Here is a 19,813-nt window from a genome sequence, read left to right as displayed (position 1 = left end):
TTTTTTAAGATTCTACTTATTGTTGACACTATCACAGACAAAGCTGCTAGTTACTCCCCTATGGAGATATATTTGAATTTAACACTTAACTTATTATATAGGTTTCACCAATAGTTCGCAACCATTAACAAATAAAAATAAAACTTTATAAGAAGGCCATAATAACGTAATTAATTAAAAATAAAGCCGCAGATCCCCAGAGTATTGGGTGGATGTCTTTCGATTTACCGACAACGGTTTTAACTAAGACATAAAAAATGAATCCAGCAGCAATACCGGTGGAAATATTGTAAGTCAAGCCCATAAAAATAGATGCAAAGAAAGCAGGGATGGCTTCTTCAAAATCATACCAGTTGATATCTTTAAAAGAAGACATCATGAGTATACCCACAATAATCAAGGAAGGGGCGGTAGCAGCAGGTGGTACCACACCGATTAATGGAGCAAAGAAGGCGCTAAGAATGAACAAACCAGCAACAACTACAGCAGTCAAACCGGTGCGTCCACCTGCACCGATTCCAGCTGCGCTTTCAACAAAGGTTGTTGTATTAGAAGTTCCAAAAATAGACCCAAAGATAGTTCCAATCGAATCAGCAAACAAAGCTTTATCCATTTTAGATGAAAAACCAGATCCTTCTTCAAGAGCTTTTTCGTCCTCTGCAGAGAAGATACCAGAGCGACGCCCAGTTCCGATAAAAGTTCCAATGGTATCAAAGGTATCTGATAAGCTAAAAGCAAAAATAGTCATCAAAACGAGTGGGAAACGAGAGGTGTCTGAAAATAAAGAAATTAATCCTTCGCTACCAAAGGCTGCTCCAAAGGTAATGCCCAGTTCATTGATAGCTGAACCAAGTGAATTAGCCGCTAAAACATCAGAAGTTATTGTAACGATGCCCATTGGAATGCCTAGAAGCGTTGTCGCAATAATCCCAATCATAATTGCACCACGTACATTTTTAACCATTAGAATGATGGTTAAAACAACACCAAAGAGGGCGAGTAATGCCGCTGGTTGGGTGAAATTGACAAGTCCTGGAACAATACCACCATTTGTGACGACAGCCCCAATACCTCCGTCATAAGTTGTCAAATTAGCATTATAAGGAGAGCTATTAATTGAGACAATGCTGTTAGCTTCAGAAGTAAATTCTAACCACCCAGCATTTTTTAAACCAATATAGGAAATAAAAACACCAATCCCTGCACTAATAGCATGCTGTAAAGACTCGGGAATGGATTTAATAATCATTTTTCTAACTCTTGTAACGGTAATTAAAACATTGACAATTCCACAAAGGAATACCATAGCTAAAGCTTCTTGCCAAGTAAAACCTAAAGCAAAAACGACCGTATAAGTAAAAAAAGCATTTAGTCCCATACCAGGTGCAAGCGCATAAGGAACGTTTGCAAAAAGCCCCATTACTAGAGTTGAAATTGCAGCTGAAATAATCGTAGCTAGAAAGACTGCTTGGGTGGGCATTCCGGATAAAGATAAAATGCTCGGATTAACAAAAATAATATAGGCCATTGCAAAAAATGTCGTAAAACCTGCCAAAATTTCAGTTGATACGGTTGTACCATGTTCTTTTAGCTTAAAAAACTTTTCCATGAGTATAAAAATCCCCTTTTAAACTTTTTTACCAAAGGATAAATGCCTGAATATTCCTATATTGGTTGGTATAAATGTATTATATAAGATTAAAAAGTTAATTACAACGTAAAATATGTATAATAGTAAAGTTTTATAATTAAATGTTCGTTTTTTAGTTAGGTGTAAAAATAGCATAATCAATGAGTTATGTTAAAATATAGGGGAATCCAGTCAGGAGGGAAGGATATGTTTAAAGAATATTTTGTTGTTGGCGACATACATGGAGAGTTTGCCATGCTAGAAAAACTCTTGTCTTTTTGGGAACCTGAAAAACAAAAACTATTATTCATTGGCGATCTAGCTGACCGTGGTCCCCAATCACGTGCTTGTTTTGAAAAAGTTATGCAACTTGTGGAAGAAGAAGGGGCTATTTGTTTAAGAGGGAATCACGAACAAATGTTGTTAAATTTCTTAAATCAACCGGGCGACTATATTGGAAACTACTTTCTTAATGGCGGTGGAGTAACCATCCGTTCATTTCTTGGAAATGAAACAGATTTACGTATAGATCCATTTCAATTAGCTGATAAATTAAGAAGAGAATATCCTAAATTGCTTCCCTTTATCCAGTCCTTACCTTTATATCATGAGTGGGAAAAATATCTTTTTGTTCATGCAGGAGTCGATTTAGAAAAAAAAGATTGGAAGGAAACAGACCCTGAAGAGTTTTATTGGATACGTGACCCCTTCCATAATGGGCACAATCACACAGGAAAAACAATAGTATTTGGACATACGCCTACTTTCTACCTCCATGGACAAACAAAAAATGCCAATATCTGGATGAAAGATCATAAGATTGGGATCGATGGGGGTGCGGTATACGGTGGTGTTTTACATGGCCTCGTGCTTGCGCAGTCTGGAATTGTGGACCATTATGGAATTGAAAAACAAAATAACTTATTACAAGTGAATCACTACTTATGAGAGGAAATAAAAAATGGCAGAAACGGATAAAGTTGTACAATTATTAAAAAAAGAACTCACTTCTTACAGAGGCAATCAAATTGATGCTGTATTGAAGTTACTAGCTGAAGGAAACACCGTTCCTTTTATTGCGCGTTATCGAAAGGAAATGACAGGGACTCTAGACGAGGTAGAAATACGTGAAGTAGAAGAGCGTTACAATTACTTAACCGGACTTGAGAAGCGTAAAGACGAAGTGATTCATACGATTGAAGAACAAGGTAAAATGACACCAGAATTACGCCTTTCAATTCAAGCTGCTGAAAAAATGCAACGGGTTGAAGATTTGTATCGTCCCTATAAACAAAAGCGTCGAACCAAAGCAACGGTGGCGAGGGAAAACGGTCTTGAACCACTCGCAAATTGGATTTTAACTTTTCCAACTGAAGGATCATTAGAAGAGAAAGCTCATTCTTTTATTAATGATGAAGTTTTAACTAGTGAAGACGCTTTACAAGGGGCACATGAGATTATTGCCGAAATAGTAGGTGATGAGCCGTTATTTCGAGAACGCATTCGTGAATTTACCCGAAGGTTTGGTCAAATCGCTTCGACAGTTAAAGATGAAGAGGCCGATGAAAAAGGGGTCTACGAAATGTATTATGATTTTTCACAAGCAATTAACAGCGTTCAGCCGCACCGTGTGCTAGCCATGAACCGTGGTGAGAAAGAAAATATTTTGAAGGTTTCTCTTCATATTGATGTTGAAAAAATTTATGATTACTTATCGAAACAAATGATAAAGAATGCTCAAAGTTTCGTAGTCCCGTTCATTGAAAATGCCTGTCAAGATAGTTACCAACGCTTTATTGGTCCTGCTATTGAGCGTGAAATTAGGAATGAACTAACTGAGACAGCAGAAGAACAAGCTATTTCAGTGTTTGGCGAAAATTTACGAAACCTCTTGCTACAAGCTCCAATGAAAGGAAAAGTTGTGATGGGTTTCGACCCAGCCTTCCGGACGGGTTGTAAGTTAGCTATTGTGGATGATACTGGAAAGGTGTTAGCTAAAGATGTCATTTATCCCCACCAAGGCGTATCAGCTAATAAAATGAAAGAAGCAGGTCCACGTTTCAGACAGCTTATTCAAGACTATCAAGTTGAAATGGTTGCAATCGGTAATGGCACAGCGAGTCGGGAGTCAGAAGTTTTTGTTTCCGAGCAAATTAAGCAAATCCCTCAAACAGTTTATTACGTGATTGTTAATGAGGCTGGCGCTTCGGTTTATTCGGCAAGTGACTTAGCACGTCAAGAATTTCCCGATTTTCAGGTTGAAGAAAGAAGTGCCATTAGTATTGCACGCCGACTGCAAGATCCCTTAGCAGAACTTGTTAAAATAGACCCGAAATCAGTCGGTGTCGGTCAGTATCAACACGATGTATCTCAAAAACGTCTAACAGAAAGTCTTGATTTTGTAGTTGAAACTGCCGTGAACCAAGTAGGCGTAAATCTAAACACTGCTAGTGCACCGCTCTTAGAGCATGTTTCCGGTCTCAACAAAACCATTGCAACGAATATCGTGACCTTTAGAGAGGAGAATGGTGCTTTTACAGGTCGCACTCAGTTGAAGAAAATCCCTCGTCTAGGGCCTAAAGCTTTTGAACAGTCTGCTGGATTCTTACGTATTATTGAGGGTAAAAACATTTTAGATAATACGGATATTCACCCTGAGAGTTATTCAGAAGCAAAGAAAATATTAGAACTAGCAAATCTAAAGTTAGAAGACGTGGGAACAGACAAAGCCCGCGAAGAATTAGCCAAATTGGATAAAGCCCAGACGATTGAAAAGACAGGTCTTGGTAAGGAAACCTTAAATGATATTCTACACGGGTTGACGAAGCCCGGGCGCGATTTGCGTGAAGATGTTGCCCAACCGCTTTTACGTCAAGATGTGCTATCAATGGAAGATTTAAAAGATGGAATGGAGCTTGAGGGCACAGTCCGTAATGTTGTCGATTTTGGAGCCTTTGTAGATATTGGTGTTAAACAAGATGGCTTGGTTCATATTTCTAAGTTGACTAATAAATTTGTAAAACATCCCACTGATGTTGTGGCAGTTGGCGACATTGTTAAAGTTTGGATTGAGTCAGTAGACGTTAAAAAGGGGCGGATTGCCTTAACCATGTTAGGAAAATGATTTCATGAACGAACAAGAATTACAAATGCTAGTGGAAGAACTGTCAATTACTTATTTCTCTCAGGCGTTTCTTCATAAAGCTACTTTCAATAGTCGACTCAAGACTACCGGAGGCAGGTATCATCTGAGCAGTCACAATCTTGATTTTAACCCACGTATTCTTGAAATATATGGAAGAGATGAGTTGGTAGGAGTTATTAAACATGAACTTTGTCACTATCATTTACACCTTCAAGGATCTGGTTATCGGCATCAAGATCAAGCTTTTAAGACATTGCTTGTTAAAACGGGTGGTTCTCGTTACGTGGCAGACTTACGTACAAAAGACGAGATGGGTACCTACTGCCACTATAAGTGCCAATCTTGTAACCAAGCTTTTTCTCGTAAGAGAAAAATAAATATTACTAAGTACCGATGTGGAAAGTGTCACGGTAAGCTGAAACAAATAGAAAAATAATACCGGGACTGGGAAAAAACTAGCCTCCAATAAAAAAATCGTAATGAAAGAATCAAAATTCTGATTGTTTCATTACGATTTTTATTTTTTACTGCTTTTTTGTAAAAAGAACCCACTTTCCTTCTAGCCTCAAGGGCTAGTTTTGTAAGATTCATGCTCATAAGCATGATGCCGATGTCATTATGAACGGCTTGCTTACCTCTGACATGGGTTCTGCGCATGCCAAATACACCTTTCAAACGACCAAAAACAGTTTCTACGTCAATTTTTCGTTGTGCGTAGATTTCTTTGCCACGATCGCTTTCAAGATTTTCTTTTGCATGCTGCTTAAAGTATTCCCAGTTATAGTTGACCGCTGTCTGGCGCTGGGCACCTTTCGGTGTCTTGGCTAATTGCTTGCGTGTTTCGTCCGGTTGTTCCTCATCAGCCTTGTATACTTTAAATTGTCTTTGGTAACCGTTCTTATCATTTCGCGTACTGTAATGTGAGAAACTAAAATGGACGCCGTCTAAATCTGTATAAGCATCTTTAATCTCATCATAGTCCCAGTTAGCGCGGTGTTTAGGATTAGAACGATAGGTTTTACTGTTCTCTTTATGATACATGCCGTATGGAATGAGCGGTACTTTCTGAAAGGTATCCAGAACCGCCTCGTAATTTTCTTCACTGCCATAGCCAGCGTCTGCGGCGATATATTTAAATAAATCTAACGTTTGAATAGATTCTAAAAAAGGGATAAACGTGCGTGTATCCGTCGGATTTGAAAAAATATCATACGCAATGACAAACTGATTGCTCGATGCGACTTGAAGATTATAACCTGGTTTTAACTCACTGTTCTTCATCGGGTCTTCTTTCATGCACATGAACGTTGCGTCTGTATCTGTTTTTGAGAAACTGTTGCGGCCATCAAATATGGCGTTTGCTTCTTTATAGCGTTGCTTACGCGGCAAGAAATCTTTTTTACATTTATTCCGATGTTTCTTGAGGATGCGACGACGTCGCTTCAGTTTTGAACCCCCTTTGGGAATCACTTTTTCTTCTGTAATCGCCGCTTCAACGGCCACAAGTTCTTTGTCTAGGGAACCGATTATTTCTTCAATGCCTTCGGATGTTTGTAAGGTCTCTTCCGATAGAGCGAGGTTTACTTTTGCTTGGATGAGCTCCTCATACAATTGTGAAACGTTGTCATTGAGTTTCGCTTCATAGCGTGCAATTGCTTTCTTCCAAGTGAAACTATAAATATTGGCATCGGCTTGTATCTTTGTACCATCGATATAGAGCGCATCTTCATGAATCAAGCCGTTGTCACTCAAGAGTGTTGTGAAAAGAATAAAGGCATACTTGATGAGTTTTGATGCGTGCTCACTTGACCGGAAATTATTGATAGTCTTGTAGCTAATAGGAGTATCGCCCGTTAACCACTTCATAGGAATGGATTCTTCATTCATCCGTTCTATTTTGCGTCCAGAAAAGGTTGTGCGACTATAGGCAAACAAACACATTTTTAAAAGCATGGCGGGATGAAAAGCAGGACGACCTGTATGAGACGTTTCTTCCAAAAGAAATTCCGAAGGAATCGAATCGACAAAACGGCTAATGAGGCGGGCTTCATGGTCATTCGGGATTGTAAAATCCAATTGTAGTGTGAAGGCTGTTTCCATTGTGTTATAATTTTGATACACGGTGAGTCACTCCTTTGGTTTTTGGTCGTACTTAAATTATAAGGTATTCGACTCACTGTGTCTTTTAAAACGATAAAAATTCCCCACTCTTTCAAAATGAAAGAGTGGGGAATTTTCTTTATTCAGAGACTCAGTCTTTTCCCAGCCCCTCGTTGAAACTAAAAGGAAACGCTACCAAAATGAGGAGTCGGTATGGTAGAATTTAATAAAAGAAGCATGGGAGGAAAATGATAGAGAGGATAGTGTGAGCGTTTATTAAAATAGATATGTATAAAATGTACAAAAAGAGACTATTTTTGTTTAATATACACAATGTGAAATCAAAAAGTGAAAAAAATAACAAATTGTTAATTTTCTCTTTATAAGCACATTAAACTATTTTTGAAAGGAATGGATAAAATGTTAGTTAAATTACTAGAACCATTAAATGTTCCAGATGCACTTATAGAGGAGTTAGCTAAACCCATCAAAGAAGCAGGTCACGAATTTGTTTATTACAATACCAAAACAACAGATACTGATGAATTAGCAGAAAGAAGTAAAAATGCTGATATTATTATGATTGCGAACAATCCATACCCAGCCGAAGTGATTGATCAAAATGACAACTTGAAATTAATCAACGTTGCGTTTACAGGAGTAGACCACGTTGGTATAGCGGAAGCTAAAAATCAAGAAATTTTGATTTCTAATGCAGCAGGGTATGCAAATCAAGCAGTTGCTGAATTGACTATTGGTCTTGTATTAGACTTATTCCGTAAAATTACCCAAGGCAATAAAGACGTCCGTGCTGAAGAGTACCCAGGAGCAATCCAAGGTAGAGAAATTAAAGGGAAAACAGTTGGTTTAATTGGTACCGGTAAGATTGGTATTGAAACAGCTAAATTATTTAAAGCGTTTGGAGCTAATTTAATTGCACTTGATCATAATGAAAACCCAGACTCAAAAGAATTAGATATTGAGTACATGGAATTAGACAATCTTCTAAAACAAGCAGATATTGTTTCGCTTCACGTACCGTTAGTTCCAGGTACAAGAGGAATGATTTCTAAAGAAAAATTAGCACTTATGAAAGAATCAGCAGTTTTAATCAACTGTGCCCGTGGCCCGATTGTTGATAACGATGCTTTAGCTGATGCTTTAAATGAAGGTGTGATTGCGGGAGCGGGAATTGATGTATTCGATATGGAACCACCAATCCCAGGAGACTACAAGCTGCTAGATGCAAAAAATGCTATTTTAACACCACACGTAGGATTCTTGACTGATGAAGCAATGGAACTCCGTGCAGGGATTGCATTTGATAATACACTTGCATTTTTAAATGGTAATCCACAAAATATTATCAAACGTTAATAATAACTAACAAATAATCTAGGATGTGTAATAAGAGCACAAAAAACTACACTATTTAGAGTTGCTCTAGATAGTGCAGTTTTTTCTTAAAAATAAAATGTGAATGATTGAACATAAGAAAGTTGAGGAGAATAGAGTGGAATTTAAACAAGTAGATAGAGCAGACTTAAAAGATCGTATTTTTCACTGGCCAGATATTCAAGAATTTAGAGACGAAGAAGCAACGAAGAAAGTATTCTATGAAACGCCTAATACAGTAGGTGCTGTTTGGTGTATGAATCCTGGTCAATCCTTGCCTATTCATTCTCATGAAGTGGCAGATGATATTTGGATTGTGATTGAAGGAACTGCCGATTATTATCCAGAATGTGGACAAATGGTGCCCATCAAAGCAGGTGACATCATTGTGGCACGTGCTAGTGAAAAACACGGAATGACCAATAATTCCGATAAGAAATTTATGATGTTAGGAATTGCTGGACCAACGCCGATTGGATTTATCCTAGCTGACCATAAAGACGCGCTAAAAAAATAAATATACAAAAAAAGCATCTCAATTCTGAGATGCTTTTTTATATGCTTACAGCTTTATCATGATAATGGATAAAGATGAGAGTGGCAATCCACGCTGTAATAGGAATAACTAGAATTGCTCCGGTTCCAATCGCCAGGATGGAAATAATCTCGGAGCTAAATACCTCAGAATTAATAATTTCTCCAAAAGAGTAATTTAAATCCTCAAACCACAAAATCAATGCTAAATAACCACCAATAAAAGCAAAAAACAGGGTATTTGTTGTTGTCCCCAAAATATCTTTCCCAACATTCATGCCTGATTCGAAGAGTCTGAGACGATTCATTTCAGGATGATGTGCGTATATTTCATTCATAGCCGAGGAAATAGAAATAGCGGTATCAGTAATAGCACCAATAACAGCCATAATAATGGTGGCAATGGTAAGCTCAATGAAGTCAATTCCTATATAAAGAATGAAGTAAGTCGATTCCTCAATTTCTTCTATACCAAAGCCTTGAATCATAGACTGTTTAACAATGATAAAAATAATCCCGATTAAGACTAAGAGTGTCAAAATCGTTCCGATAAAAGCAGTGATGGATTTCAAATTCAAACCGTTTATGTAAAACAAATTAACACAAGCGATGACCAGACAGGCAATCAGTGTAAGCAAAATAGGGTTAATTGAAGAATTGGCTAATAAAAAAATAGCCATAAAAATAATTAAGAAATTTAAAAAGAGTGCTATAAAAGAACGCGTTCCTTTTTCGCCTCCAACGAGGTGCATAGCAACAAAGAGAATGATTAATAAGCCAAATAAGGTTGTCATTTATCCTCCCTCCCTCTATTAATAAAAGCAGTTGCTATATAAACACTAATCGGAATCGTTAAAACAATAGCAATCCCACCAACAGCAGCTCTCGCTAATTCAAGTGATAAATTCATCGAGAAAGTAAACCCAATTGATGAACCATTTTTTAAATATAATAACAGCATCGGTATACTTCCACTGACATAGGCAAAAAAGATAACATTTGTCATACTTCCCATAATATCTCTGCCTATTTCTACACCAGATTTTTTTAAATCACTTTTTCTAATATGATTATTTTTGTCGTAAAGCTCATAAAGGGATGAAGTAATCGTAATAGCTATATCCATGGCTGCACCCAATGAGCCAATGAGTAGGCTCGCCAAAAATACGCTTTGCGGATTCCGAGTAGCAAATGCCATCTCTTCATACCGCAAGCCCTTTTGCGAGGTAGCTGCCATGACGAAAAAAGCAATCACAAATGCAGCAAATGTACCTAATAATGTTGCTAGAATAGCAGAGTAGGTTTTTTTGTTCTTACCACTAATGAGCAATAATGAAGTTACTGTAAAGAATAAAACCAAACAACTAATTAGCAGTAAAAGACTGGTTTTTTTAGGAACAGCCGATAAGATAAATAACCCTACAAAAATATTCAAAGTCAAACTGAGTAAAGAATAAAGGCCACTTTTCTTCCCAATTAATATGACCGTTATGATAAAAAGCCAGACTACAAGAAGAAGCGTACTGTCTCGTTTGGGGTAGTCAATTCTTCCTTCATAAGGCCGCTTTAAATCATTGTCTATAGTAATAAAAACCTCATCGCCAAGCTGATATTGGTGATCAAATGCACCAGAAGAGGAGTAGGTGTTGTTTAAAACAACCGTTCCTCCTTTTTGAGAACCGTTTTTTAATGTCCCAACGAGTGTTTGATGAAATAAGGTATCTTTTATATCAGGTAAATCCATAATTTCTTCGCGTTCGTTTAAAGTGACTTGGTTTATCTCTACAATTGCATGCTTGTATAAGAAATGATTATTTTTAACAAATACTACTGAAAATAATACTAAAAGGATTGTTAGACCACTTAAGAAGAGTTGTTTTTTATTATCTGTTATATTCAAAGGTATACCTCCGTTAAAAGCGAAATATCGCACCCCTCTATTTTAGCATACTTGTAGGTGTCTAATCGGAAGTTTGTTAGTAACAACAATCAACTTTAGGTACTTTGTTTCATAATGTAAGTGTTCTGTTGACACTATGTTTTAGATTGTTAAACTATAGATGAAAAGGGTGATAGTGAATGGCAATTATAACATTAAAATTAAAAGAATATAAAAAAGACGCAAGTCCAACTGAAATTGCTATTATCGATTTCATTTTAAAAAATTCTCAAGAAACCAGTCGCATGACGGTTTATAAGTTAGCTGAAAAAACATTTTCTTCTCCTTCGACTATTATTAGACTCTGTAAGAAAAATGGTTATTCCGGTTATAGAGAGTTTATGAAGGATTTAATTTATGAACAGGCAGTGCAAACCAATTATAAAAACAAAACAATTTCTGATCTGAAGCGGACAGATGAAGTGGAAGATATCATCTATAAGGTGACCCATAAAAATATACAGACTTTAGAAGAAACAGAAAAAATGATCGATACAGAGGTGATAAAAGCTTGTGTTAATAAACTATTCGAATGTGATCGAATTACACTTTTTGGGATAGGCGCATCCCTTATAGTTGCTAAAGATGCACAATTAAAATTTACGCGTATAAACAAGATGGCATATGTCAGTGAAGATTGGCATACACAGTTATTAATGGCTAAAAATATGAGTGAGCGAGACGTTGCGTTAGTCATTTCTTACTCCGGTCAAACGAAAGAAATGATAACGTGTACACAAACAGCGAAAGAAAATGGCGCGACCGTTATTTCTATAACCAAAGCAGAGGAATCACCAATCAACCGCTTATCTGATTATGCTATTTATGTTCCATCAAATGAAGTAAGCTTTAGAAGTGGTGCAATGTCATCGCGGATGTCACAGCTAAATGTAATTGATATTCTTTATACCAGCTATATTAATAAAATTTATGAAGAGTCATTGGAAATTTTAGAAAAAACCCAAATAAAAAAGGAGCGTTATTAATGTTAAATTTAAGGAAAATGGAAACTGAAAAACAAAATCCTCATACGCTAGAACTCGATAAAATGAGTATAAAAGAAGCTCTTATCGTTATGAACAATGAAGATAAAAAGGTAGCAGAAGCAATAGAAAAAGTACTTCCAGAAATAGAAAAGGCTATCCAAACAATTACGGAGCAACTAAAAAAAGGTGGGCGTCTTATTTACACTGGAGCGGGAACAAGTGGACGCTTAGGTGTTCTAGATGCAGCTGAATGTCCGCCAACTTTTGGTACTCCTAAAGAAAAGGTAGTCGGTTTAATTGCAGGGGGAGAGCGTGCTTTTACAGAAGCAATTGAAGGAGCAGAAGACAACCCCGTACTAGGAAAAGAAGATTTAATAAAAATTGATCTCAATACAAATGACGTTGTCGTTGGATTAGCTGCTAGTGGCCGAACCCCTTATGTTATCGGTGCGTTAAATTACGCAAATGAAATCGGAGTTCCAACCATATCAGTCGCTTGTAACGAAAACAGTGAAATCGGCAAAGTAGCAACGATTGCTATTGACGCAGTGCCAGGTCCTGAAGTTTTGACCGGATCTACACGCCTTAAAGCAGGGTCTACTCAAAAAATGATTCTTAATATGCTATCAACACTCTCAATGGTTGGTATTGGGAAAGTCTATAAAAATTTAATGGTCGACGTACAACCAACCAATAAAAAGTTGATTTCTAGAGCTGAAAACATAGTTATGAAAGCCACTGATGTTGATAGAGAGATAGCCAAAAAAGCTTTGGCAGAAAGTGAGGGGAAAGTTAAGGTTGCCATAATTATGATTTTATTATCTGTCGACAAAGAAACAGCTAATAAAAAGTTAGAGGAATCTCAAGGTTATGTTCGAAAAGCATTGTAAATATTGTTAAAAAAAGGAGGAAAAATAATGGTTAAAAGTAACGAAAAACTCGTTAAGGAAATTGTAGACGCGATTGGTGGCCCTGAAAATATTAATTCTTCAACTAACTGCATGACGCGCGTCCGTTTAAATTTAAAAGATAAAAGTATTGTGGATGAAGAAGCATTAAAAAAAGTTGAAGGAGTCATGGGCATTAATGACGCAGATACTTATCAAGTAATTGTGGGACCTGGTACTGCTAAAAAGGCAAATGATATTTTGATTGAACAGTATCATGTCCGTTCTTCCACAGATTCAGAAAATAACTGGGAGGAAAATAAGCAAGCTATTAAAGATCAACAAAACCAAGGAAAGTTCAAACAAGCAATTGCAACTATTTCAAATATTTTTATTCCAATGATTCCCGCTATTATTGCTGCTGGTATTTTCCAAGGGTTCAGTAGTTTACTGGGTCAAATGTTAACGGATGGTGTTTTAACCGGTGGTTTTTTTGAAGGAGCAAGAATTACGTTTGCTCTAATTGGAAACTCTTTCTTAGGTTATTTTGCTATTTTTACAGGGGTTAATGCTGCAAAGCGTTTTGGTGCAACAGAGGCACTTGGTGGAATGGTTGGTGCGATGTCAATTGCAGCACCTTTGATTGATTTATCAACACACGTTGGCCTTTACGATGCTGAACAACCTTTGAACTCTATATTAACAACGGGAAAAGGTGGCATTATTGGCGTTATATTTGGAGTGTTTATCCTTGCCCGTGTTGAGAGATGGATTCGTAAAGTCGTTCCTGATGTTTTAGATTTAATTGTAACACCCGTTGTTACTTTGCTGATTACTGCTATTTTAATGGCCTTCGTTATTATGCCAGTTTCCGGATTTTTATCTGATTGGTTGGTTACAGGATTAGGTTATATTATTGGTTCAGATAATATATTTGTCAGCATACTATCAGGTTATATCCTTGCAGCTGCATTTTTACCAATGGTATTACTAGGTTTGCATCATGGCCTTATTCCTATTTATGCCATTCAACTAGAGGCATTAGGCGGTGTTTCTTTATTCCCAGTACTTGCTATGGCTGGCGCTGGCCAAGTAGGAGCTGCTATTGCGATTTATTTTGTTGCTAAAAAGGCCGGAAACGATCGTTTAAGACAAGTAATCGCAGGTGCTTTGCCAGCAGGTATTTTAGGTATTGGGGAACCGTTAATTTATGGTGTGACCCTTCCATTAGGTAAACCTTTTATTACTGCAGGTTTAGGAGCAGGATTCGGTGGTGCTTATGTCATGATGATGGGTGTTATGGCGAATGCCTGGGGTCCTTCTGGGTGGGTCGCACTTCCTTTGATGCAACCTGGTAAAATGATGCACTATGCAATTGGTGTCCTTATTTCTTATGTTGGTGGTTTTATTATCACACGTGCCTTTATTAAAGAAAAAGATGTTTTAAATGTCTAATCATTCATTGGGGTTTGCAGTTTATGTCTCTACTTTCCAACAACAACGTCAATTTCTTGAAAAATTAAAGTTTAGAAACATTCGAATCTTTACGTCCCTGCATATTTCAGAAGAGTTAAACGAAACTTATGTTCAAGAAGTAGAAGAAATGTGTGAGTGGTTAGACGAGAATGGATTTTGGGTGATGGCAGATGTATCTCCTCTAACACTTACGCGATTTAATGAAGAGAACTTATCCTCTCTCATAACGCGCTTAAATTTAGATAATGTAAGGCTAGACTTTGGTTTTGATTTAAGTAAAGTGAAATTAGATGGCATCCCTTATGGAGTTACCTATAATGCTTCGACTATTTTAAAAGAAGGGCCACTCAATTCAGATGCTTTCTATATGCACAATTTTTATCCCAGACCGGAAACAGGGTTAGATGAAGGATTCTTCCTGTCACTTAATGAACGTATTCAGGTATTATCAGCTAAAACGATGGCATTTATTGCTGGTGATAAACAAAAGCGTGGCCCCTTACATGAAGGGCTGCCGACTTTGGAGTCACATCGTTCTCTAGCACCTTACGCACAGTTTGTAGATTTAATAAAAAAATATAAAATCGATACAGTATTTTTAGGTGATGTGACACTGTCTGATTACGAGTTAGACCTGATTATGGATTATTTAAATGACCAAATCATTCGCCTTCCGATTATGTTTTCTGAAATAAATAAAAATCTTTACAACCAACTCTATACCGTTCGAGTTGATTCACCGAGTAATTTGATCCGCGTCCAAGAATCTAGACAGTATGCTCAACAAGGTCAAGAGGTAGAACCACATCATATGGTTAAACGGGTACGAGGATCTGTTACAATGGATAATAAAAACTATAAACGCTATTCTGGGGAAATTCAAATTACTAAAGCTGATTACCCGCAAGATGAACGTGTAAACACGATAGGTAAATTGAATCAGAAGTATCATTTACTCCTTAACAGTCTCTATAATGGTGAAAAGTTTATGTTTGTACCAGCAGCGCAATAAGAAAAAGCCTTAAGGAAGTTTTTTATCCTTAAGGCTTTTTTTATGACTATAAATAATTAATCAGTCGAACGGATATAGTGATGAAAGGTTTCGCCCCAATTACAAATCGCAGTGACGACAGGTTCTAATTGTAAGCCAACATCAGTTAGTTGGTAGTCTACTTTAGGTGGAACAACCGGATAAACAGTGCGGTGGATAATTTCATCCTCTTCAAGCTCTCTTAATTGTCTGATGAGCATTCTTTGGTTAATATCTGGGAACAGCCGGCCTAACTCACTTAGACGTAAAGTAGGTTGGTGAAGTAAAGCCCATACGATTGCAATCTTCCAACGCCCTCCAATAACTGACATAGCTAAATCTTTTTCTTGATGAAACTCTTTCCCTTTGTAAACAATCAACACATAAACCTTCTTTCGTTTTTGCGAAAATACAGTGACAAATTTGTCAGTATTACTATTTATCTTAGTATACGATACAATGACTCTATAAGAAAGAGGGTATGTATATGAAGAGTAGAGCAGCAGTAGCTTTCGGACCAAATCAACCACTTGAAATCGTGGAGATTGACGTAGAGGATCCAAAGGAGAATGAAGTACGGGTTAAAATATTATATACATCTGTTTGTCATACAGATGCGTTTACCTTGTCTGGAGAAGACCCAGAAGGCGTTTTCCCCGCTATATTAGGTCATGAAGGTGGCGGAATTGTAGAGTCAATTGGTAAAGGGGTAACATCGGTTAAACCAGGGGACCATGTGATTCCTTTGTATACAGCAGAGTGCGGGAAGTGTAAATTTTGTCTTTCCGGAAAAACGAATCTGTGTAGCTCGGTTCGTGAGTCACAAGGTAAGGGACTTATGCCAGATGGAACCAGTCGTTTTTCTTACCAAGGAGAACCAATTTATCATTATATGGGAACCAGTACCTTCAGTGAGTATACCGTCGTCAATGAAGTAAACTTAGTAAAAATTGACGATGATGCTCCCCTAGATAAAGTTTGTCTACTTGGTTGCGGGGTTACAACCGGCCTAGGTGCAGTCAAAAATACAGCAAAAGTCGAAGAAGGTGCAGTAGCGGCTGTATTTGGTTTAGGCGCAATTGGACTAGCAGCGGTTCAAGGATTAAAGAAAGCCAATGCTAAACGGATTATTGCGATTGATATTAACCCAGGTAAATGGGAATTAGCTAAAAAAATGGGTGCGACTGACTTTGTTAACCCCACTGAATACGACCGTCCTATTCAAGATGTTATTGTAGAAATGACAGATGGTGGCGTTGATTACAGCTTTGAATGTATTGGAAATGTGGATATCATGCGATCAGCTCTAGAATGTTGTCATAAAGGGTGGGGCGAGAGCGTAATCCTAGGGGTTGCCGGAGCTGGGAAAGAAATTCAAACCCGTCCTTTCCAACTAGTAACCGGACGTGTTTGGCGTGGTTCAGCTTTTGGTGGCGTCAAAGGAAGAACTGAGTTGCCAGGGATGGTTTTAGACTATATGAATGGTGACATTGACTTGGACTCTTTTATTACCCATGAACTTGACTTTAAAGATATCAATGAAGCCTTTGATCTCTTACATAAAGGAGAGTCAATTCGAACGATTTTAACATATGGAGGGTAAAAATATGATGGTAGAAATAATCGAAATGCATCTAACCTTTGGGGAGAAATGCGTAAGTATAAGCATTTTTCCCAGGTTTTAAACTGTGAAATGATATTTAGCCTTTATTTACCACCAGCAGAAATAGAGGATGCTATCCCATTAATTTGGTGGCTATCTGGCTTAACTTGCACCGATGATAATTTTAGTCAAAAGGGCGGCTTCCAAGAATATGCAGCAAAGCATAAAGTAGCAATCGCGATACCAGATACCTCACCCCGAGGGGATAATATTCCCGACAGTAATGATTGGGATTTGGGCCAAGGTGCTAGTTTTTATGTAGATGCGACTCAAGAACCATGGGCTGAAAACTATCACATGTATACTTATATAACGCAAGAATTAACTCAAATTATGCATGACTTAGTGCCAGGGTACTCGGGTAAGGAAAGTATCATAGGACATTCAATGGGAGGACATGGCGCTTTAATGATTGGTTTAAAAAATTCTAATCGTTTCAGTTCCATATCTGCTTTTGCTCCCATTCTTAACCCCATTCAGGTTCCTTGGGGGATTAAGGCATTTAACGCTTATCTCGGTTCTGAAGAAAGTACCTGGCATGAATGGGATGCAACTTCCTTAATCAAGCAAATGGATCAAATTCCTCCCATTCTGATTACGCAAGGAACAGCGGATACTTTTTATGATGTTCAATTACAGGAAGACGCTTTTATGAAAGCAGCCCAGAATAAACCGGTACAGTATGATAAAAAAGATGGCTATGATCATAGTTACTTTACTATTTCGACTTTTATAGGTCAGCATATTGCCTTTCACGTCGAGCAATTAAATAAATAGCTAGTGGAACAAGAAGAGAAGCAACTAATTTTTAGTGGCTTCTTTTTTATTGGGTCAAAGCAATTTGTATTTTTGTAGACGCTTTTTCTGTTAAGATGAAGTAAAGGTAGAAGTCTAAGTTTGAAGAAGGGAATGACTATGAATGGCTTTTTTAGAAGTAAATAAATTAAATAAGTATTATCCTATAGGTGATGATGAAAAATTTCACGCCCTGAAAGACATTGATCTGTCATTTGAAAAAGGAGAACTTGTATCCATTATTGGCGAGTCTGGGAGTGGTAAATCGACATTGATGAACCTTTTTGGTGGATTAGACTCGCAGTTTACTGGCGATATCGTTGTAAATGGAGAAAATATCGGTAAATATTCAGAACAAGAAATGGTGCAATACCATAAAGAAAGAGTAGGTTTTGTATTTCAAAGTTTTAACCTTGTTTCGCATTTATCAATTCTAGATAATGTAACGTTAGCTATGACTTTATCCAATGTTGATAAAGAAACACGTATTAACCGTGCAAAAGAAATCTTACAGCAATTGGGTTTGAAAGATCAACTGAATAAAAAACCTAATCAGCTTTCAGGAGGTCAAAAACAACGTGTGGCAATTGCGCGTGCGTTGGTAAACGACCCTGATATTATTATCGCAGACGAACCAACGGGCGCTTTAGATTCAGAAACGAGTAACCAGGTGCTTGATATTATTCAAAAAATTGCAGAAAATGGGAAATTGGTTATTCTTGTTACGCACTCGGAATTGGTAGCGGGCAGATCGAGTCGGGTTGTAACGATTGCTGACGGTGAAATTATTGACAATAAATATACCGGACCAATAAAAGAAGTTGATAGTGATTTTAAAATGCGTGAACTTGACAATAAACAGACAAATAAAAATTTATCTTTCTTCTCTGCTATTCGCATGGCCTTTTTAAACATGAAAGAAAAATTAGGTAGAAATCTCTTGATTGCTTTGGGTGGTAGTATTGGAATTATGAGTATTGTGTTGATGTTATCTCTAGGTAAAGGCGTTAATGACTATCTAACCGATATCATGAATGAAAATGTCAATCCGCTTGTCGTGCAAGTTAAAATGACTGAAGAAACTGAAACCGAAGCAGCTAAAAAAGAACGTGAAGAAGAAGAAGCAGCCCAAGAGGATGAAATGAATGCTGATGTTCCGGCATTTCCCGGAGGAGATGCAACTGCTGACGAAAATTTAGGACCTGATTTTCAAGGGCCACCTGGTACACAAAACGATTTATATTTTGAAGAAGAAAACATCGAAGAGCTTGAAGCGATTGATCACGTAGAGGAGATTACCGAGGGCTTTACAGCTTTTTCCTTCACAAGCAATGCAATCGAATATGAAGATGAATCTTACACTTATATGAACTTTGGAACAATATCGCCAGATATGACACCTGCCAATTTAATGTTTGGTGAAATGCCCCAAGAAAATGAAATTTTAATAACCGAAGGCCTAGCAACTAGTATCGTGGATGAAGCTTCTGAAATGATTGGTCAAGAAGTTCTTGTAAAAGTTGAAGTAGAAGGAGAAACACTAGAAGGGGCTTATGTTGTAAGTGGTATTTATAACCCCGGAGATGCAGTTGGACCTACTGGCTTTTTTGATTCTGTTTTTATGACTATGGAAACGTTTGAAGCTTTGGCTGAAGAAAGTGATCAAAGCATAGATGCAAATGTTATTTACCTTACTTCAGAATCAGAAGCATTTACTATTGACATTAAAAATCAAGTGAAGGAACTGGGGTATGGCGGGTCTTCAGCTGATATTTTAATTGATGTCTTTGGTCAATTGCTTGATATTTTCACCTACATCTTAACTGGTGTTGCAGCAATTTCCTTACTTGTATCGGCCATTATGATTTTGACCGTTCTTTATATTAGTGTTGTTGAGCGAACCCGAGAAATCGGCGTGATTAAAGCTATAGGCGGCCGGAAGAAAGATATTAGACGCATTTTTGTTTCTGAATCTTTCTTAATTGGACTTTTTAGTGGCGTATTGGGGGTCGCCATTGCATATGGTTTAACGATAGTCGGAAATATTATTGTTGAAAGAACATTTGATGCAACGGTTCTCCACATTACGCCTTTATATGCAGGGGCAGGAATTTTAATTAGTACCATCATAAGTGTACTTGCTGGATTACTACCAGCCAATAAAGCAGCCAAATTAGACCCTGTTGAGGCTTTAAGAAGAGGAGATTAATAAAAAAAACAATAAAAACAAACC

16 protein-coding genes and 1 pseudogene are annotated in these 19,813 nt (G+C 37.4%); 12 read left to right on the top strand and 5 right to left on the bottom strand.

Annotated elements, in window-relative coordinates; all coding sequences use genetic code 11:
• Nucleotides 1-145 precede the first annotated feature (145 nt).
• On the bottom strand, nucleotides 146-1,609 hold the full coding sequence (locus tag BW727_RS05900; protein ID WP_062472339.1) for an NCS2 family permease: 1,464 nt from the start codon (nucleotides 1,607-1,609) through the stop codon (nucleotides 146-148).
• Nucleotides 1,610-1,837: 228 nt separating this feature from the next.
• Between BW727_RS05900 and BW727_RS05895 the strand changes: the two genes are divergently transcribed.
• From BW727_RS05895 to BW727_RS05885, 3 genes are read left to right on the top strand one after another with little or no spacing between them, the layout of a single operon-like run.
• On the top strand, nucleotides 1,838-2,578 hold the full coding sequence (locus BW727_RS05895) for a metallophosphoesterase family protein (protein WP_062472342.1): 741 nt from the start codon (nucleotides 1,838-1,840) through the stop codon (nucleotides 2,576-2,578).
• Nucleotides 2,579-2,591: 13 nt separating this feature from the next.
• Nucleotides 2,592-4,754: a Tex family protein gene (locus tag BW727_RS05890; protein ID WP_062472356.1), complete on the top strand. Its 2,163-nt coding sequence runs from the start codon at nucleotides 2,592-2,594 to the stop codon at nucleotides 4,752-4,754.
• 4 nt (nucleotides 4,755-4,758) lie between these two features.
• On the top strand, nucleotides 4,759-5,211 hold the full coding sequence (locus BW727_RS05885) for a SprT family protein (protein WP_062472359.1): 453 nt from the start codon (nucleotides 4,759-4,761) through the stop codon (nucleotides 5,209-5,211).
• Here BW727_RS05885 and BW727_RS05880 read toward each other — a convergent pair.
• Nucleotides 5,181-6,896 carry an IS1182 family transposase gene (locus BW727_RS05880; RefSeq protein WP_418268835.1) on the bottom strand — a complete coding sequence of 572 codons (1,716 nt, stop codon included), beginning with the start codon at nucleotides 6,894-6,896 and terminating at the stop codon, nucleotides 5,181-5,183. The two genes, BW727_RS05885 and BW727_RS05880, sit on opposite strands and share 31 nt — an antisense overlap.
• 399 nt (nucleotides 6,897-7,295) lie before the next feature.
• On the opposite strand from BW727_RS05880, the gene BW727_RS05875 reads away from it, so the two are divergent.
• Nucleotides 7,296-8,252, top strand: a complete 957-nt coding sequence (locus BW727_RS05875; RefSeq protein ID WP_062468890.1) for a 2-hydroxyacid dehydrogenase — start codon at nucleotides 7,296-7,298, stop codon at nucleotides 8,250-8,252.
• Between the two features lie 136 nt (nucleotides 8,253-8,388).
• Entirely contained in the window at nucleotides 8,389-8,787 is a 399-nt protein-coding gene (locus BW727_RS05870; RefSeq protein ID WP_149025732.1) for a cupin domain-containing protein, read from the top strand.
• A gap of 37 nt (nucleotides 8,788-8,824) precedes the next feature.
• On the opposite strand, the gene BW727_RS05865 is transcribed toward BW727_RS05870, so the two are convergent.
• Both BW727_RS05865 and BW727_RS05860 read right to left on the bottom strand, forming a co-directional pair.
• On the bottom strand, nucleotides 8,825-9,598 hold the full coding sequence (locus tag BW727_RS05865) for a YibE/F family protein (protein ID WP_062468896.1): 774 nt from the start codon (nucleotides 9,596-9,598) through the stop codon (nucleotides 8,825-8,827).
• Nucleotides 9,595-10,704, bottom strand: coding sequence for a YibE/F family protein (locus tag BW727_RS05860; RefSeq protein WP_077795780.1), 1,110 nt, complete (start codon nucleotides 10,702-10,704; stop codon nucleotides 9,595-9,597). Before BW727_RS05860 ends, BW727_RS05865 begins: the two co-directional genes overlap by 4 nt.
• 179 nt (nucleotides 10,705-10,883) lie before the next feature.
• Here BW727_RS05860 and BW727_RS05855 point away from each other — a divergent pair, with 179 nt between their 5' ends.
• From BW727_RS05855 to BW727_RS05840, 4 genes are read left to right on the top strand one after another with little or no spacing between them, the layout of a single operon-like run.
• Nucleotides 10,884-11,729, top strand: a complete 846-nt coding sequence (locus tag BW727_RS05855) for a MurR/RpiR family transcriptional regulator (protein ID WP_062468901.1) — start codon at nucleotides 10,884-10,886, stop codon at nucleotides 11,727-11,729.
• Nucleotides 11,729-12,619, top strand: a complete 891-nt coding sequence (gene murQ / locus BW727_RS05850; RefSeq protein ID WP_062468906.1) for an N-acetylmuramic acid 6-phosphate etherase — start codon at nucleotides 11,729-11,731, stop codon at nucleotides 12,617-12,619. Before BW727_RS05855 ends, murQ begins: the two co-directional genes overlap by 1 nt.
• Nucleotides 12,620-12,646: 27 nt before the next feature.
• Nucleotides 12,647-14,071 (top strand): PTS transporter subunit EIIC, encoded by a 1,425-nt coding sequence (locus BW727_RS05845; protein WP_062468909.1) that lies wholly within the window; start codon nucleotides 12,647-12,649, stop codon nucleotides 14,069-14,071.
• Nucleotides 14,064-15,104 (top strand): MupG family TIM beta-alpha barrel fold protein, encoded by a 1,041-nt coding sequence (locus BW727_RS05840; RefSeq protein WP_062468913.1) that lies wholly within the window; start codon nucleotides 14,064-14,066, stop codon nucleotides 15,102-15,104. Before BW727_RS05845 ends, BW727_RS05840 begins: the two co-directional genes overlap by 8 nt.
• 56 nt (nucleotides 15,105-15,160) lie before the next feature.
• Here the strand turns inward: BW727_RS05840 and BW727_RS05835 are convergent, their stop codons facing one another.
• Entirely contained in the window at nucleotides 15,161-15,502 is a 342-nt protein-coding gene (locus BW727_RS05835) for a winged helix-turn-helix transcriptional regulator (RefSeq protein ID WP_439644572.1), read from the bottom strand.
• 107 nt (nucleotides 15,503-15,609) lie between these two features.
• On the opposite strand from BW727_RS05835, the gene BW727_RS05830 reads away from it, so the two are divergent.
• From BW727_RS05830 to BW727_RS05820, 3 genes and pseudogenes are all read left to right on the top strand, one after another.
• On the top strand, nucleotides 15,610-16,725 hold the full coding sequence (locus BW727_RS05830; protein WP_062468920.1) for an S-(hydroxymethyl)glutathione dehydrogenase/class III alcohol dehydrogenase: 1,116 nt from the start codon (nucleotides 15,610-15,612) through the stop codon (nucleotides 16,723-16,725).
• A gap of 4 nt (nucleotides 16,726-16,729) precedes the next feature.
• Nucleotides 16,730-17,562, top strand: a pseudogene (gene fghA / locus BW727_RS05825) (S-formylglutathione hydrolase).
• A 142-nt stretch (nucleotides 17,563-17,704) separates the two neighbouring features.
• The gene (locus BW727_RS05820; protein ID WP_062468926.1) at nucleotides 17,705-19,789 is read left to right on the top strand and encodes an ABC transporter ATP-binding protein/permease; all 2,085 of its coding nucleotides are present in this window, start codon (nucleotides 17,705-17,707) and stop codon (nucleotides 19,787-19,789) included.
• The last annotated feature ends 24 nt before the right edge of the window (nucleotides 19,790-19,813 follow it).

It is taken from the genome of Jeotgalibaca dankookensis (assembly GCF_002005405.1).
Taxonomy (GTDB): domain Bacteria; phylum Bacillota; class Bacilli; order Lactobacillales; family Aerococcaceae; genus Jeotgalibaca; species Jeotgalibaca dankookensis.
Note: the sequence above shows the minus strand (reverse complement) of the source record. Positions and strands in the feature narration are given on the sequence as shown.

Excerpts from the sequence above, each read along its gene's own strand:
- murQ (WP_062468906.1), top strand. The coding sequence starts at position 11,729 with ATGTTAAATTTAAGGAAAATGGAAACTGAAAAACAAAATCCTCATACG.
- BW727_RS05865 (WP_062468896.1), bottom strand. The coding sequence starts at position 9,598 with ATGACAACCTTATTTGGCTTATTAATCATTCTCTTTGTTGCTATGCAC.
- BW727_RS05830 (WP_062468920.1), top strand. The coding sequence starts at position 15,610 with ATGAAGAGTAGAGCAGCAGTAGCTTTCGGACCAAATCAACCACTTGAA.
- BW727_RS05855 (WP_062468901.1), top strand. The coding sequence starts at position 10,884 with ATGGCAATTATAACATTAAAATTAAAAGAATATAAAAAAGACGCAAGT.
- BW727_RS05875 (WP_062468890.1), top strand. The coding sequence starts at position 7,296 with ATGTTAGTTAAATTACTAGAACCATTAAATGTTCCAGATGCACTTATA.
- BW727_RS05890 (WP_062472356.1), top strand. The coding sequence starts at position 2,592 with ATGGCAGAAACGGATAAAGTTGTACAATTATTAAAAAAAGAACTCACT.
- BW727_RS05885 (WP_062472359.1), top strand. The coding sequence starts at position 4,759 with ATGAACGAACAAGAATTACAAATGCTAGTGGAAGAACTGTCAATTACT.
- BW727_RS05845 (WP_062468909.1), top strand. The coding sequence starts at position 12,647 with ATGGTTAAAAGTAACGAAAAACTCGTTAAGGAAATTGTAGACGCGATT.
- BW727_RS05820 (WP_062468926.1), top strand. The coding sequence starts at position 17,705 with ATGGCTTTTTTAGAAGTAAATAAATTAAATAAGTATTATCCTATAGGT.
- BW727_RS05840 (WP_062468913.1), top strand. The coding sequence starts at position 14,064 with ATGTCTAATCATTCATTGGGGTTTGCAGTTTATGTCTCTACTTTCCAA.
- BW727_RS05900 (WP_062472339.1), bottom strand. The coding sequence starts at position 1,609 with ATGGAAAAGTTTTTTAAGCTAAAAGAACATGGTACAACCGTATCAACT.
- BW727_RS05895 (WP_062472342.1), top strand. The coding sequence starts at position 1,838 with ATGTTTAAAGAATATTTTGTTGTTGGCGACATACATGGAGAGTTTGCC.